Origin of the sequence: Maridesulfovibrio spiralis (SeqCode) (genome assembly GCF_048571135.1) — a bacterium.
Lineage (GTDB): Bacteria > Desulfobacterota > Desulfovibrionia > Desulfovibrionales > Desulfovibrionaceae > Maridesulfovibrio > Maridesulfovibrio spiralis.
In genome coordinates, this window is sequence record NZ_CP182344.1 from 2,252,501 (window position 1) to 2,268,549 (window position 16,049).

The following is a 16,049-nucleotide window of genomic DNA, read 5'->3' on the forward strand; positions in this document are numbered from 1 at the left end:
CCTGAAACCAGTTGCCTACAAGCTGTGGGAGCAGACTTGATCTGTGACCACTTGCCTTTTGCATAATGGGCCAGTGAGTTAATCTGTAATGCAAGGTTAAGCAGTGATGTGTAGCCGCAGCGAAAGCGAGTCTGAATAGGGCGACAAGTATTGCGGATTAGACCCGAAACCAGGTGATCTATCCATGGGCAGGCTGAAGCTTGAGTAAAATCAAGTGGAGGGCCGAACCGTTGTAAGTTGAAAATTACTCGGATGACCTGTGGATAGGGGTGAAAGGCCAATCAAACTTGGTGATAGCTGGTTCTCTCCGAAATATATTGAGGTATAGCCTCAGGAGTTTTCTTGCGGAGGTAGAGCACTGACAAGGCTAGGGGTCCCACCAGATTACCAAACCTTATCAAACTCCGAATGCCGTAAGATATATCCTGGGAGTCAGACTGCGGGTGCGAAGGTCCGTAGTCGAAAGGGAAACAGCCCAGACCGTCAGCTAAGGTCCCCAAATCCATACTCAGTGGAAAAGGTGGTGGAGTTGTATAGACAGCCAGGAGGTTGGCTTAGAAGCAGCCATCCTTTAAAGAAAGCGTAATAGCTCACTGGTCTAACGATTCTGCGCCGAAAATGTAACGGGGCTAAGTATGGTACCGAAGCTACGGGATGCGTCTTTGACGCATCGGTAGGAGAGCGTTCTCAGATGGGATGAAGGTGAATCGGAAGGTTTGCTGGACTAATGAGAAGTGATTATGCTGGCATGAGTAACGATAAAACAAGTGAGAAACTTGTTCGCCGTAAGACTAAGGTTTCCTGGGTAAAGCTAATCTTCCCAGGGTTAGTCGGTCCCTAAGGCGAGGCCGAAAGGCGTAGTCGATGGAAAACGGGTTAATATTCCCGTACCAGCAAATGTGTGCGATGGAGGGACGCAGTAGGATAGCTCAGCCGGCTGTTGGATATGCCGGTGTAAGTGCGTAGGCTTGAGGAATAGGCAAATCCGTTCCTCTTTAAGGCCGAGACACGATGCCGTAACTTTACGTTTGAAGTGAGTAATTCCAGACTGCCTAGAAAATCTTCTAAGTTTAGCATTTGTTGACCGTACCGCAAACCAACACAGGTAGTCGGGTCGAGTAGACCAAGGCGCTTGAGAGAACTCTGGTTAAGGAACTCGGCAAAATGATCCCGTAAGTTAGCGATAAGGGATGCTCCAGACGGTGAAGTTATATACTCTCCGAGCTGTTTGGAGCCGCAGAGAATCGGGGGGGGCGACTGTTTACTAAAAACATAGGTCTCTGCTAAGTCGTAAGACGATGTATAGGGACTGACGCCTGCCCGGTGCTGGAAGGTTAAAAGGAGGTGTTAGCTTCGGCGAAGCTCCGAATTGAAGCCCCAGTAAACGGCGGCCGTAACTATAACGGTCCTAAGGTAGCGAAATTCCTTGTCGGGTAAGTTCCGACCTGCACGAATGGCGTAACGATCTCCCCACTGTCTCAACCAGAGACTCAGTGAAATTGAATTACCGGTGAAAATGCCGGTTACCCGCGGTAAGACGGAAAGACCCTGTGCACCTTTACTATAGCTTGACATTGGGTTTAGGGCTATCATGTGTAGGATAGGTGGGAGGCTTTGAAGTCGGCACGCTAGTGTCGGTGGAGCCAACCTTGAAATACCACCCTTGATAGTCTTGAATTCTAATCCAACGCCGTCATCCGGCTTGGAGACAGTGTCTGGTGGGTAGTTTGACTGGGGCGGTCGCCTCCCAAAAAGTAACGGAGGCTTGCAAAGGTTCCCTCAGGCTGATTGGAAACCAGCCGTTGAGTGCAAAGGCATAAGGGAGCTTGACTGTAAGACAGACATGTCGAGCAGGAACGAAAGTTGGTCTTAGTGATCCGGTGGTTCCGCATGGAAGGGCCATCGCTCATAGGATAAAAGGTACGCCGGGGATAACAGGCTGATCGCGCCCAAGAGTTCACATCGACGGCGCGGTTTGGCACCTCGATGTCGGCTCATCACATCCTGGGGCTGAAGCAGGTCCCAAGGGTTCGGCTGTTCGCCGATTAAAGTGGTACGCGAGCTGGGTTTAAAACGTCGTGAGACAGTTTGGTCCCTATCTACCGTGGGCGTAGGATAATTGAAGAGGGTCTGCCCCTAGTACGAGAGGACCGGGGTGGACGAACCTATGGTGTTCCTGTTGTCGCGCCAGCGGCATTGCAGGGTAGCTAAGTTCGGAAGGGATAACCGCTGAAAGCATCTAAGCGGGAAGCCTGCCTCAAGATTAGTTATCCCTATGCTTTTGCATCTAAAGATTCCAGGGAGACCACCTGGTTGATAGGCCGGAGGTGTAAGTGTGGCGACACATTCAGCTGACCGGTACTAATAAATCGTGCGACTTATTTTTCTTCTCTTCCCTTAACTTTAACCCCAAAAGGTTGAAGCAAAGGGTAAAATTCTTCTCTATTAAACCATATATTTTTGCTCATCGAAGCAAGCCATATTTGCTTGCGACCATTGAGGAGAGGTCACACCCGACCCCATTCCGAACTCGGAAGTTAAGCTCTCCATCGCCGATGATACTGCTGGGTAGCCAGTGGGAAAGTAGGTCGTCGCAAGCTTTTATTTCAAGCCCCTGAACTTAGGTTCAGGGGCTTTTTTTTGTTCCGCACATACTCAGGATGGGGGGCCGGATTGTTAAGTGGGGCGTGAGGGCCTCCGGCGGCTTAAGAGGAAGGCTTGCCTGCAATCATATTGAGGAGTATCAATGCCCTAAAATGATATTTTTTTAAGGGTCAAATCGATGCAGATAAATGATTACGATTCATATGAGAATGGTTATTTTGAAAGTTTAGACTTTGATAACCAAGTATTGCAGGAGACAAGTTTTTATCGCTGCACTTTTGTTGCATCATCTTTTCAGTATGCGCAATTTATTGATTGTGAGTTTCAAGAATGTTCATTTGAAGGGTGTAATTTATCTCTCGTCCTGCTCGCAAATTCAAAGATTATTGATACAGAATTTAAAGACTCAAAGTTACTCGGGATCAACTGGGGAAATCTTGGTCCGGTAATTGTGGCTAAATTTTTAAATTGCTTGATGGATAGGTCTGCCTTTAGCGGGCAAAATTTAATGAAGGTAATATTTTCTTCCTGCTCGTTACAAGACGCCTCTTTTTCAGATTCAAATTTATCTCGTGTTAAATTTGATGATTGTGATTTCTCTGGTTGCCAGTTTCACCAGACCAATCTATCGTCTGCTGACTTCAGCACCTCTCGAAACTATTTCATTAGTGCGGAAACCAACAAAATCAACAAAGCTAAATTTTCTCTACCCGAAGCTGTTTCTTTGCTTGCTAATCTTGGTATTGAATTGAAGTAAGCCCCCCCAAGAAATAATATATACTTTCCGGTTGTTAACTATGCTCATAATAGCGCTTTCTGCACTGACTCCTTTGCTCTTGATGATATTGGCCGGATATTTCTCGTATCGGCGTTGCATTCTCCCGGAAAATTCGGCCGAAGTACTTAATGGGTTTGTTTATTATTTTACCCTGCCTGCTCTCTTGTTCAATTCTTTGGCGACTACCCCTTTTGATGAGATCGCGCAGACACGTTTTATCTTCGGTTATCTGACCTCGTTGATCGGAATCTATTTTTTAGCATTTTGGGTTTCAAAATTTGTGCTGAAAGGAGATTTTGCCGACGATAGTATGCGCGCCTGTGCAGCTAGTTTTCCAAACTCAGGTTATCTCGGCTTGCCCATCATGATGTATCTTTTTGATGGTTCTAAACAGGCTCTGCTGGCAACTACCCTTGGTATCATCCTGCCGATTGTGATTGTTATCCTGATTGTTTCCAGTTTCGCCTTGTATAATGCGGATAAGTCCATGTCTCGCGTACGTGTGGTCTGGAATATAGTCGTTTCAATGGTGAAGGCCCCTCTTATTGGTGCTTCGTTTTTAGGAGCGGTCTATTCCTTTATGGATTTTCAGCTTCCGGACTTTATGGAAGCTGGATTGCATAACTTCGGCATGGCTTCGGTTCCGTGCGCATTATTTTCAGTAGGGATTCTTCTGGCTAGGAATAAGATGGAAATGGATGTCGCCAATATAGGCATCGTGAATCTGTTGAAGCTTGTTGTTCACCCATTGCTGACAGCCGTGTGTCTGTTTGCTGCCGGGGTCAGGGGACAAATGCTGTTGATGGGTATTTTATTGACCGGTATGCCTGTGGCTGCAATTTCATGTGTGTTGGCGGAGTCCAATAAAACTCTTGAGGCTGAAACCTCAGCCACATTCCTTTTTTCCATGATCATGTACATTCCGATGCTGTACCTGACTCTGTTGCTCACTGATATGTGTGGGCTTCCTCTGAACTAGTTTTAGCTTTAAAAAAAGTCCGGGATGATTTGATTCATTCCGGACTTTTTTTATTGAGCTGCTTTTTGAAGCGCTATGGCGCGAAGCTGTTGCATTTTGGCTTTGTCCTGAAGCAATGCTTTCATATCAGGATTATTGGCTATGATAAAAGATATGAGTGAAGTCGTCAGTGAAGAGTCATATTTGGCTTTGCTTTCAGTGAGAATGATGGCAGCGAGGATTGGGTTGAGTCCGGGTCTATGGCTTCTCTCAGCGATCATACCACAGAAAGCATCTGATATGCCGCAGACTCTTGCTTCAAGGGGAATAGCATCGCCACGGCGCCCCTTGGGGTAGCCGTGACCGTCCATGCGTTCGTGATGGTCCAGCACGCAGGATTTAATAATTTCATCACGAATTTCAAGGCGGTTAAGCATTTTTTCCGCTATATCCACATGCTCTTGCATGCGCATTCTTTCTTTATATAGTAGTTTTGCGGGTTTATCAGTAATTGTAGTGGGGAGCTGTGTCATGCCCAGATCATGTAGAACAAGACCCAAGGCGAGAGGTTTGAGGTCCATCTTTTCGCCGGGCTTATAAATAAGTTTTAAATAAATGGCGGTTCCTACGAACAATGTATTGACCACATGGTAACAAATATCTTTCTCGCGTTTCAGGGTATTGAAAAAGTAGGTCCACCTGTTCGGGTCAACCCAGACATATTCGCAGAAAATTGCCAGTACGATTCCGAGTTCGTCCAGAGTTTCCCCAATGGGGTTGGTATAAAAGGCGCGAACTTTTTCCAGCACACCTTCATAAAAGATTTCAGCCGCGGCAGCTTCATCAAGAAAATGTTCGGTAAGTAGTGCGCCCAGATTTTTGCTGATGTGCCCTGCGAGAGATGCGTAGTCTTCTTTTGAGATGAAGAGGTTCCCATCTCTACAATAGTTGTTTACCTGTTCCTGCTTTTTATCAGATAGTCTTGTGCCTCTATCAAAAAGTGGGATGACTCTTTCAAAGTCATCGTCATGAATACATAGAGATACTGGCAGTTTATTACCGAATGTGTTCAATATATTGAAGCTAATCTGCAGGAATTCTTCCGTTCCTGGATTTTGGCTGGCATCATCATTCATAACGAAATTTCCTTTCTGCGCGGAATAATTTTAAGGGGTTAAATGAATTTAAACATTATTACAGTGGGATTAAAATGTAAATATACATCTTAATATTCTATTAAGCTATTGTGAATTGGTTTCAAGAGTCTTAAAAGTAGTTGTATTATTATGTGCTGTAGTGAAGATAGAGGAGTGCATGTTTTGCTAGGAGGAATTATGGCAGATAAAATTCCAGATAAATTTATGAGTGTTTCAAAAAAAGTATTAGAAGAGCAACCGGATTTGAGAAGAAAGTTGCAGCAGGTGATGGGGAAAGTTGCGGATACGATCGTCAAAGATAAATATATTGACGATGCTCAACCCGAAATAGAGGAAGGAAAAAAGAAGAAAGTGTAGTGGAAAAACAGGATGATTAAAAAAGGTTGTCGCTGTTTGAGTATGATTTCATTTCGCCTCTGTAGGCCGCGAGAATATCTTCCTTGCTGATGAATCCTGCAAAATTTCCGTCACACATCACAGGTAGCGTGGCTTTACCGCTACGGTTCATAATTTCCAGAATTTCAGCCGCTCCCATTCCCTTCTCAACAGCCGGTGCATTTCGGTCGATGGCTACTTCACTGATATTGCTTTGCTGCTGTTCGGGGTCAAGGATTGCGGACCTTGCAGAGACAACATCGACCATTCCCAGAAATTCGTTATTTTCACTGTTTATGATCGGAACATGTGTTTGTGCCGTATTACTCAGTACTTTTAGAAATTCACTTACCGTCATTTGCGGGCTGGCATGGGTCAGGTTCTGGTGAACAAGTTCTTCGGTGTCTATGTCTGCCAGGATTTTTGCGTCAGTCTTCGGGCGCAGTAGCTGCCCTTTTTCCACCAGATCCTTGAAGTAGAAAGATGATGGCTCAAATGCGTGGGTAAGCATGGATGAGATAAAGGTTACTGCCATGATATGCATAACATCCTGATATCCGTGTGTAATTTCCAGTACTAGAAATACACTGGTCAAAGGAGCCTGCATCACACCGCTGACCACTCCGGCCATGCCAAGCAAAGCATAAGATCCTTCCCCGGTGAGCATATGCTGGGGGATCAGTTGTGATATCACCCTGTAGTAGAGCGCCCCGAAGAGCGAACCGATAACCAGACAGGGCGCAAAAATACCACCCAGTCCTCCGCTGCCCAACGTTAGGGACGTTGTTGCAACACGCAGCAGGGCCATAAGTGCGATTACGGCTACTCCAGCAGGCAGAGCACCGTGGATAGCCATCTTGATTGAAGCGTATCCTTCTCCTAGAGCCAGCGGGTGGAAAATACCGATGAGGCCTACAGCCAGCCCTCCGGCGGCAGCTTTTATCCAGGGTTTGTTGGTAAAACTTGAGCAGATTGACCCCACCTGACGAATGGAGCGGACAAAAAAGACCGAGACCAGTGCAGATAACAGGGCCAGCAGGATCGATGTCCCCAGATCGGTAATTCCCATAGGTGCGAATTGTTCGCTGAAGGGAATGACGTTACCTTCAAGGATGCGCGATGTCTGCGTGGCTACAACAGATGAAATGGCAATGGGGATCAGATGGTAGGGGGTCCATTCCCCGAGGATAATTTCCACCGCAAAGATCATCCCGGTTACCGGAGCATTGAAAATAGCAGAAATCGACCCGGCGGCTCCACAGCCGATAAGGGTCATCCGCGATTGTCCGCTCATCTTGCAGATCCGTGACAGGTTCGATCCCATGGCCGCTCCACTGACAACCACAGGGGCTTCCGGTCCGGCCGACCCGCCGCTGGCAATGGTCAGCAGGCTGGTCAAAAGTGAGCTGATGATTTTTATCGGACGGAGGATGCCCTGCTTGAGACCTACCTTGGCGATAACTTCCCCCACTCCATGCCCGCCGGACTCTTTGAATACTTTGCGGCTGAGAATTACAGCTGTTGCCGCCCCTAGCGCAGGGAGAAGGAATATCCACCATTGCCCGGAGTTGCTTTTGCGGAGCATGGTCATGAATTCTAGGGCCTTATTCAGGCTGACAGCGGCAAGTGCGGAGCACGCACCGATGGCGATAGCCGCCAGAATCAGAGCTGCATTGCGGGATGGTGCCCTTTTATGCAGAAATGATTTCAATTCAGCCGGGCTGATTCCGTTGCCTGATTTAAACATGGTCCATGCTCCTGTGCGCTTAGTAAAGCAACCCTACCACAGCACCGGTCATACAGGTAGCCAGTATTCCGCCGATGACGGATTTTGTACCCAGAGAAACAATTTCAGCTTTGCGCGAAGGGGCGATACTTACCAGACCGCCGATCAGGATACCGAGACTGCCGAGGTTGGCAAAGCCGCACATGGCATAGGTCATGATGATTTGTGAGCGCGGAGAGAGTGCTCCTTCAGGCAGTCCTGCCAATTGCAGGTAGGCGAGAAATTCATTGAGGATGGTCTTGGTTCCCATGAGCGATGACGCCGTATAAGCTTCGCTGGCCGGGATGCCCATCAGCCATACTACCGGCCACATGATAATACCGAGGATGCGTTGCAGGGTCAGCTGCTCTCCGCCCATTTCAGGCAGGTAGGAAAGAATCTGGTTGGTCAGTGAAACCAGCGCAACCAGAACCAGCAGCATGGCTACAACATTGATAAGCAGGCTGACACCGTCGGAAGTGCCTTTGACTATGGCGTCCATGGAGCTGGAGGCAGTGCTTTTGATGGTCAGGCCATCTTCACCTTGATGTCCTTTCTGTTCCGGTACCATTACTCTTGAAATGAGGATGGCAGCCGGGGCACTGATGATGGATGCGGTCAGGATATGCCCGATGGCACCGGGAAGAACCGGATTGAGGATCGAAGCGTAAAGGACCAGAACAGTGCCGGAAATGGTAGCCATTCCGCTGATCATCAGGGCCATGAGTTCACTGCGGCTCATGCTGTTTACATACGGGGCAATGATGATCGGGGCTTCGACCATACCAACAAAAATATTGGAAGCTACGCCTAGTCCCAAGGCTCCACCAATGTCCATTGTCTTTTGCAATGCAAGCGAAAAGCCGCGGACAACCACCGGAATTACTTTCCAATAGAAGAGTAGAGCGGATAAGGCACTGACCACCAGAATAAGCGGCAAGGCGCGGAAAGCCAGAGTCCAGCTTGCCCCCGGAGAGTTTTCGGTAAAAGGCAGCGGCCCTCCACCCAGATATCCGAATACAAAGCTTGTTCCGGCTTGGGTCGCGTTCTGCAATGCGTTCACCGCGTGGTTTAAGTACATGATCATATCGCTGAAAAACGGTACCTTCAGCATCAGCAAGGCGACCGCGAATTGTAACAATAATCCACTGCCAATATTTTTAATGCTCATCCCTTTTTTATTTTCACTGAAAACCCATGCGATGAATATCAACCCCAGAATTCCGGCTAAGCTTTGAACCATTTTTACTATCCTTAATATAAATCAGAGTTTGGAAATTTTGTACGTAATTACATGATCATCTTCAGCCCTGCAACTTGATGAAGGTTCTGTTCCGGTTTTTAATCATGTTTCTTGAACCTTTCCGCATTTACAGTTAGTATCTTTCAAATTGTGATCCAAGTGGGAATTGTCCATTAGACGAAGCTGCTTTTGCTGCTAAAATAACTTCTGATGTAGGGAATACTTTTATGAATGTTGAGCTTGCCAAACCGTTTATCAAGGCTGCTGTTGATGTTCTGTCAATGATGGCGATGATTACCCCCACACCGGGAAAACCTTATGTGAAAAAGACCAAGACCGCTGTCGGTGACGTTACCGGGCTGGTCGGCATTACCGGTGATATGAATGGGACTATTTCTATTACCTTCACCAAGAACTGCGCTGTGACTATCGTTAAGAATATGCTGGGTGACGATATTCAGGATATTTTACAGGATGTGCAGGATGCAGTGGGTGAGATCACAAATATGGTTTCCGGGCAGGCCCGAGCCGGTCTTGCTGAGCAGGGTTTACAGTTTTCCGGGGCCACTCCTTCTGTGATTATGGGTGATAACCATACCATTACCCATATTGCAACCACTCCCATCATGGCTATCCCCTTTACGACCGATGCCGGGGAGTTCACCATCGAATTCTGTTTTGAATAATTATTATTGAAAAAGTGAGATTGGAATATGTCTATATTGACCGGATTCAGGGATAAATCTTTCTTGGACAAGATTAGTGTCCTTAATGAAGTCGCTACAGCAAAAGATCCTTCAGAGATGGAAGGGTTGCTTGATCTTTTCCAGAACCCGATCGGGGATACATCTGTTGATTACATGGTTGTAACAGCCCTTAACGGTGTACTTTCTGTTGATGAGCAAAAGACTGTTGCCTTGCTTAGTCAGGATGACAGCAAGCTGCGCACCCTGTGTATCAGGGTTTGCGGTGAATTTCGTTTTAAGAGCGCAGTTCCAGCGTTGCTCGAAATGGCCGAAGCTTCAGCTGATTCTGATCTTCTTTTTGAAGTCCTGACCTCTCTCTCCAAGATAGGGGGGCCGGAGGCGCTGGATCTCTTCCGTGCCCAGATCCACAATGACGATGATTTGATTGTGGTCATGGCCATTGCAATGATTGGCGAACTCAAAGACGAAGAATCCATTCCGGCTCTCAAGAAATTTGTAGAGCGTAATAACGAAGATGCCTACTACGAAGTTTGTGACCTCACTACCTGGAAGGCTGTTGAGTGTCTGACCGTTATCGGTTCCGATGAAGCCCTCGACTTCATTGTCGCTAACCTGCACCACCGCAACCCAACCGTACGCCGCGTTGTTACAGATTCTCTGGCCAGTCTCGGAGGAGCGGCAGTTCCTTACCTCGCCAAGGTTATCAGCCCTGATTCCGACAAGGATGACTTGATTCTTGCTGCTAACGTCCTTGGTTTTATTGGTAATAAAGACGGGCTGGATGTGCTCATGGATGCTATTGAAAAACAGTATTCATCTGACTCCAGTGTAAAATATGCAATTTATGAAGCCATCGGCAGAATCGGAACCCTCAAAGCCGTGATCAGCCTTATCGACGGTCTTGAGGATGACGATGAATTGATTCACGTGGCTGTTTTGACCGGTCTTGACGGGCTGGTTAATGCCGGCGTGATCAAGAAGCTGGTGGAAATCATCGGTGGCGGTGGAAGCAAGGCGGGTAAGATCCTGCGCGCAATTGTTACTGCCAAGGCTGTGAATATTTTTCAGGGACTTTACGGTGAAGAAAAGATTGGCCGTTTCCTGATGAATGCTGTTGCAGCATCAAAGGATTCCGAGGTTCACGAAGCATTCCGGGCCAAACTTGCCGAGATTGGCGGCGAAATAGCCGAAGCAGACATGGCGAGACTGCCTGAAGCCGTTGACGCGGGTGGTAAGAGAGCACTGGCTGTTGATGACTCCAAATCCATGCTTGCCCTGTATCGCAGTATTTTGACAAATGCTGGCTATGAGCCAACAGTGGCTGAAAACGGACAGGATGCCTACACTCACATCGAGCTTAATGAAGAGTTTGATGTGATCGTTACCGACATGAACATGCCGGTGATGGATGGTATGGAATTCGTATCCAAGCTTCGCCAGACAGAAGGCTATGCCGACATTCCGGTGATCATGGTTACCACCGAGTCCGAATACTCACAGCAGGAACTGGCCCGCAAAACCGGGGTGAACGACTTTATTACCAAACCGTTTACTGCCGATCAGCTTAAAGCCAAGATTGCTGAATACGTATCTTAGATTTTTAAGGATAAATATAATTCATAGAGAGGGCTGTTACGGTCCTCTCTTTTTTTATGCATTTTGAATTTTGCGGATTGTCCGGGCTACCATTGTGCTCGTCTCACCGCTGTAAAGCATGGCGACATGTCCCATGGCCCGGCAATGGATGATCTCCCATGTTCCGGAATCCGGTTCGAGATTCTTCCACGGCAGTACCATCTCATCTGTAGGTGATATGATGGCTGTTTTGGGGATGTTGGGCGGATACTTGATCTTATTTCCGCCGTTGAAGAGTCCGCTTTGCGGGTGGAGGCTGCGTCCTAGCCTGCCGAAGGCGATGGCAGCAAGATTACTTCCCTTGTATGGAGTTCCGAGTGTGATTATCCCGGCGCAAAGTTTTTTAATTTCCGGGTCGCTGGCCGCGCCGCAGGAAAGAAGACCGCCCAGACTGTGACCTACGAGTACTATTTTTTGTCCTGTTTTTTTGTGCAGTTTCGAAATTATATGAGCTAGTTCCAGCACCAGCTCAGGATAGGATGTAGTAAAGCTGTTGTATTGCCATGTGTGCAGATTACTGAATCCCGCCAGATTCAAACGGTAACGCATGAGCAGCCATGCGGTCTTATTGTGGTATAGCCCATGGACCATGAGTACGGGAGTACTTTCACCGTTTTTACTGAATAGCGGCAGGTTGCAGAGAAAGGTGAAAGGCCGGGTGAAGATCGCAATTACAAGGCTAATGCCGGCTGAGATGGTAGCTCGGCTCAGTTCTTTGGCTGCCCTTTGTATTCCTCTGTTGCGTACTTCTTCCATATTGGTAAGGGCGGCAAGGAGAAATAAAGGCAGTGGCAGCAATACCAGCAGCAGGGCAATGGAAATAAGGATTTTAATCATGGTCATTGGTGGTTCAGGTTAACTTATTCTGTTTTCAATTGACCCAAATTTTTTCCGCCTGCAACATAATTATCAATCTTTATCGGTACAAATGGAGAGTTGAAGTGAAAAATACTATTTTGAGCCTTGATATCGGAAGCGGAACTCAGGATGTTCTTTATTATATGAAAGGCGTGGAGATTGAGAATTGTTTCAAATTCGTCCTGCCTTCGCCTGCCCGTGTAGTGGGAGCTAAGATTGCAGAATTAACCGAACTGGGACGTGATATATATCTTTCCGGACGGAATATGGGAGGTGGATTCGGCCGTTCTGTTTATCCACACATGGAGGCCGGACATAAAGTTTACGCCCATCCGCGCGCTGCTCTGGCTCTCGGTGATGATTTGAAAAGACTGGAGAAGAACGGGATCATCCTTGCCGATGAAAAACCGGAAGGTTGTGTGGAAGTTCCCCTCGCCGATTTTGATTCCGTCTGGTGGAAAGCTTTTTTCGCGGCAGCAGGTCTTGATTATCCTGAATACATTACTGCTTCAGTTCAGGACCACGGATATCATCCGGGCAAGAGTAACCGGATCGGGCGGTTCAACCTTTGGAAACATCTTCTGCTTGAGAATAATGGACGCCCGGAAAGTCTTGTCTTCGAAACCGTGCCTGAAGAATTCACCCGCATGGCAGAGTTGCAGGACAGTATCGGCGGCGGAGCGGTGAGTGATACCGGGGCTGCTGCGGTGCTGGGAGCACTCTTTGTGGATGGGATTATGGAACACAGCCACCGTGAGGGAGTATGTCTAATCAACGTGGGCAACAGCCACACAGTTTCCTTTCTGCTCTACAAGGGGGCTGTCTACGGTGTTTATGAACACCATACCGGAAACATGACTCCCGAAAAGCTATGGGAAGACTCTCAGCGTTTCAGGCAGGGCAAAATAAGTTTTCAGGATGTATTTGATGATTGGGGACATGGTTGCCTGACTCTTGATCTACCTGAAGAAGCAAAAGGATTTGGGCCGACCTATGTTCTCGGGCCCCGCAGGGCATTGATGCAGGCGCACCCCGTAGAATTCCCCGCCCCCGGTGGAGACATGATGCTGGCTGGATGTTTCGGCCTCATAAAAGGAATGGAAATGAAGGGAATCCTGTAGGGTAACGAATAAAATTACTTATAGTCTTGCTCAGAATGGGTAATGACGATATTGGTGAAGCAATGTTTTGTTAAGTACACCACTGTATCGTCTACAATATAAAATGAGAATAAGACTAAAAGCTATGCTGCGCTTCGTATTGTTTTCACTGCTGATTTTTTTGCCGGGCTGTTCAGAAATATTCGATGAGGGCTGGCTTTCTGCCGAATTGACTGAGCTTGGCTCAGGTAATCTGGACAGGATTCTTATTATTGGTGCAGGTATTGTAATCAGCATTTTATTGGTTTTTATCGGCTTTCTTTACCTGAACATCGATAAGAGAAAACGGGTCGAAGCGGAGCTGCAGCGCGAACGTGACCTCATGGGCAGTATCATGGAAACCAGTCCCATGGGCATTCTGGTGATGGATAAAGATGGCAAAATTACTTTTGCCAATGATCAGGCCGCAAGGGTTCATGGCGTTGCCCGCGAGGAGATTCTCGGCAAGCAGTATAATGACCCGGTTTGGAAAATATCCTCCCATGACGGTTCCCCTTTCCCGGAGGAGCGGCTGGCTTTTAACCGGGTTATGAAAATTCGCAACGCTGTGCTGGACATCCGGCACTCTATCCATTGGATGGATGGGCGTAAGGTGCTCCTTTCCATAAACGCTTCACCTATTTTCGCCGACGACGGAAATATTAAAAAAGTTGTGGCTACTGTTGAGGACATCACTACCAGAAAGAAAGTAGAGGAAGCACTTAAAGAAAGTGCATACCGTTTCCGGTCGCTGGTCAAGACCGCGGAAAGCGTGATTATTTTGCTTTCACCGGAAAAAAAGATTCTGGAATTCAACCGTATGGCGGAGCAGCTTTTCGGTAGGACCAGACATGAAGTCTTGGGCCGGGACTATTATGAGCTTTTTGTCCCCGAGAGGCTCTGGCCTGATCATAACCGGCAGTTTGCCACTGTTCTTTCCGGAAATCCTTTACGCTTGCTTGAAAGCTATGTCATTGCGCGTGGGGGAACTGAGCGCATGATCCAATGGTCGCTTTCCCGCTTGCTTGATGCCAAGGGCGGGGCATTGGGTGTGCTTGCTGTGGGACAGGATATCACAGAGCGCAAGCGAAGTGAGGCGGAGCTTTGTGAAGCAAGGGACGCTGCGGAAGAAGCCAGCCGGGCCAAGAGTGAATTTCTTGCCAACATGAGTCATGAAATCCGTACTCCGATCAGTGCGATCATCGGTATGAGTGAAATGACCCTGAATACAAATCTCACCGAGGAACAGCAGGGCTATCTGGGAACCGTGAAAAAAGCAGCAGAATCATTGCTGCATATCATTAATGATATCCTCGATATTTCAAAGATTGAAGCTCGCAAAATGGAATTGCGTCCCGAAGATTTCAACCTTTTTGAAATGCTTGAAAAGCAGCTTTCAGTGCTCAAGGTACAGGCCGAGGAAAAGGGCATTGAATTGCGGGCCAATGTCAGTGACGATGTTTCCCGCTGCTACTATGGTGACGAATATCGGCTTGGACAGATCATCATAAACCTTGTGGGTAATGCCATTAAATTTACCGCCAAGGGATATGTTGAGGTTTCTGTCGATCACGTAGGCAGTTTTGATGAGGGGGCGACCCTTGAGTTCAGGGTCAAGGATACAGGGATAGGTATTTCCGAGGACAAGGCTGAAAAGCTTTTTGAAAGTTTCGTGCAGCTCAATGCCGGATATTCCAAGCGGCATCCGGGCAGCGGACTGGGATTGGCCATTTCTCGGCAGTTGGTTGAAATGATGGGTGGCCAGATTACTTTTACCAGCAAGGAAGGCTGGGGAACGGAATTCAAATTTACAGTTAAACTCAAGTCCAGCGAAGGGGAGTGTCTGGAAACTCCCGTTACTATTCTGGAAGCACCTGAGTCCGGAAAAAAGGTTCCGGCCCGTATTCTGCTGGCTGAGGATAATGCTACCAATCAGCTTTACATTGCCCATTTTCTTAATGAACACGGTTTTGAGGTAGAGACAGCCGAAAACGGTCTGGAAGCTTTGGAGCTGCTCAATAGTGGAACTCAATTCGATGTCATTCTCATGGATGTTCAGATGCCGGAAATGGACGGTCTTGAAGCGACCAGAAAAATCAGGGAGCAGGGGAATGATATCCCCATTATTGCCTTGACAGCCTACGCAATGGAAGGAGACCGTGAAAAATTCCTGAGTAGCGGCATGGATGCTTATTCATCGAAACCGGTTAAAATTGATGAGTTGGTCAAGATAATTGAGAAGCTCATCCCGCATAAAGCATAAAAAAGCCCGTATTCAGCTGAATACGGGCTTTTCACATATTTCTACTGTTCTTTTTCTTCAATATTTCCCACAAGGTCTTTGTGCAGTATTCCGGCGATCTGTTCTTTGAAGTCCATCAGTTCTTTTTTATTGATTCCGTCAATGATATCCTGAGCGGATTCAATCTCATCGAAACCTTTGTTGGTGGAACAGATAAGGTGGATGCCTATTTTTCTCCCCTCAAGATCCACGGTCCCCAGAATATTTGATTTTTTTATTTTTTTCCTTACAGCTTGCGGAAGCTGGGGAATGGCGAGCAGCATGTCGCGGGGGTAAAACAAATAGCCGAAGGAAAAATTTTCGGCAGTAAAAGCGTCATTCTGGAAGCCGCCGTTAAGGTCCAGATCGCTGCCTTTGGCTGATTCCAGCATCTGCATGATGTCGGATGCGATAGTTTCCGCGTAACCTTTGTCCATGTTGTTTCTCCCTGAAATATTAGTTAGCCTTCAGGCTGTTCGTTTATGATGAATATCCCTGCACTCTTTGCAGGGCAAAAAAGAATCAAGCATTTGCAGCATGCGAATGTCA

The 16,049-nt window shown here is 47.3% G+C and carries 12 protein-coding genes and 2 rRNA genes (1 of these 14 cut by a window edge); 9 read left to right on the forward strand and 5 right to left on the reverse strand.

The features are described from left to right. The 4 genes from ACNI29_RS10080 to ACNI29_RS10095 form a co-directional block, all read left to right on the forward strand. A 23S ribosomal RNA gene (locus tag ACNI29_RS10080) occupies positions 1-2,386 on the forward strand; it begins 548 nt to the left of the window's first position. 99 nt (positions 2,387-2,485) lie between these two features. Further along, a 5S ribosomal RNA gene (rrf, locus tag ACNI29_RS10085) occupies positions 2,486-2,600 on the forward strand. Positions 2,601-2,782: 182 nt separating this feature from the next. Continuing rightward, positions 2,783-3,361, forward strand: a complete 579-nt coding sequence (locus ACNI29_RS10090; protein WP_419778253.1) for a pentapeptide repeat-containing protein — start codon at positions 2,783-2,785, stop codon at positions 3,359-3,361. 40 nt (positions 3,362-3,401) lie between these two features. Continuing rightward, positions 3,402-4,361: an AEC family transporter gene (locus tag ACNI29_RS10095; protein WP_419778254.1), complete on the forward strand. Its 960-nt coding sequence runs from the start codon at positions 3,402-3,404 to the stop codon at positions 4,359-4,361. 50 nt (positions 4,362-4,411) lie between these two features. Here ACNI29_RS10095 and ACNI29_RS10100 read toward each other — a convergent pair whose 3' ends face one another. Next, positions 4,412-5,476: an HD-GYP domain-containing protein gene (locus ACNI29_RS10100; protein WP_419778255.1), complete on the reverse strand. Its 1,065-nt coding sequence runs from the start codon at positions 5,474-5,476 to the stop codon at positions 4,412-4,414. Positions 5,477-5,674: 198 nt separating this feature from the next. On the opposite strand from ACNI29_RS10100, the gene ACNI29_RS10105 reads away from it, so the two are divergent. Next, the gene (locus ACNI29_RS10105; RefSeq protein WP_419778256.1) at positions 5,675-5,854 is read left to right on the forward strand and encodes a hypothetical protein; all 180 of its coding nucleotides are present in this window, start codon (positions 5,675-5,677) and stop codon (positions 5,852-5,854) included. Between the two features lie 16 nt (positions 5,855-5,870). Here ACNI29_RS10105 and ACNI29_RS10110 read toward each other — a convergent pair whose 3' ends face one another. Together ACNI29_RS10110 and ACNI29_RS10115 are read right to left on the reverse strand one after the other, a co-directional pair. Further along, positions 5,871-7,619 (reverse strand): chloride channel protein, encoded by a 1,749-nt coding sequence (locus ACNI29_RS10110; RefSeq protein WP_419778257.1) that lies wholly within the window; start codon positions 7,617-7,619, stop codon positions 5,871-5,873. A gap of 19 nt (positions 7,620-7,638) precedes the next feature. Beyond that, positions 7,639-8,880 (reverse strand): NupC/NupG family nucleoside CNT transporter, encoded by a 1,242-nt coding sequence (locus tag ACNI29_RS10115; protein WP_419778258.1) that lies wholly within the window; start codon positions 8,878-8,880, stop codon positions 7,639-7,641. 227 nt (positions 8,881-9,107) lie between these two features. Here ACNI29_RS10115 and ACNI29_RS10120 point away from each other — a divergent pair, with 227 nt between their 5' ends. Both ACNI29_RS10120 and ACNI29_RS10125 read left to right on the forward strand, forming a co-directional pair. Then, positions 9,108-9,566: a chemotaxis protein CheX gene (locus ACNI29_RS10120; RefSeq protein ID WP_419778259.1), complete on the forward strand. Its 459-nt coding sequence runs from the start codon at positions 9,108-9,110 to the stop codon at positions 9,564-9,566. Between the two features lie 27 nt (positions 9,567-9,593). Next, complete coding sequence (locus ACNI29_RS10125) at positions 9,594-11,183, forward strand: HEAT repeat domain-containing protein (RefSeq protein ID WP_419778260.1); 1,590 nt, start codon at positions 9,594-9,596, stop codon at positions 11,181-11,183. A 54-nt stretch (positions 11,184-11,237) separates the two neighbouring features. Here ACNI29_RS10125 and ACNI29_RS10130 read toward each other — a convergent pair whose 3' ends face one another. Beyond that, positions 11,238-12,065, reverse strand: a complete 828-nt coding sequence (locus tag ACNI29_RS10130; RefSeq protein WP_419778261.1) for an esterase/lipase family protein — start codon at positions 12,063-12,065, stop codon at positions 11,238-11,240. Positions 12,066-12,163: 98 nt separating this feature from the next. On the opposite strand from ACNI29_RS10130, the gene ACNI29_RS10135 reads away from it, so the two are divergent. Both ACNI29_RS10135 and ACNI29_RS10140 read left to right on the forward strand, forming a co-directional pair. Beyond that, the gene (locus tag ACNI29_RS10135) at positions 12,164-13,201 is read left to right on the forward strand and encodes a DUF1786 domain-containing protein (RefSeq protein WP_419778262.1); all 1,038 of its coding nucleotides are present in this window, start codon (positions 12,164-12,166) and stop codon (positions 13,199-13,201) included. A 103-nt stretch (positions 13,202-13,304) separates the two neighbouring features. After that, on the forward strand, positions 13,305-15,482 hold the full coding sequence (locus tag ACNI29_RS10140; RefSeq protein WP_419778263.1) for a PAS domain S-box protein: 2,178 nt from the start codon (positions 13,305-13,307) through the stop codon (positions 15,480-15,482). A gap of 41 nt (positions 15,483-15,523) precedes the next feature. On the opposite strand, the gene ACNI29_RS10145 is transcribed toward ACNI29_RS10140, so the two are convergent. Then, on the reverse strand, positions 15,524-15,937 hold the full coding sequence (locus ACNI29_RS10145; RefSeq protein WP_419778264.1) for a hypothetical protein: 414 nt from the start codon (positions 15,935-15,937) through the stop codon (positions 15,524-15,526). Positions 15,938-16,049: the final 112 nt, after the last annotated feature.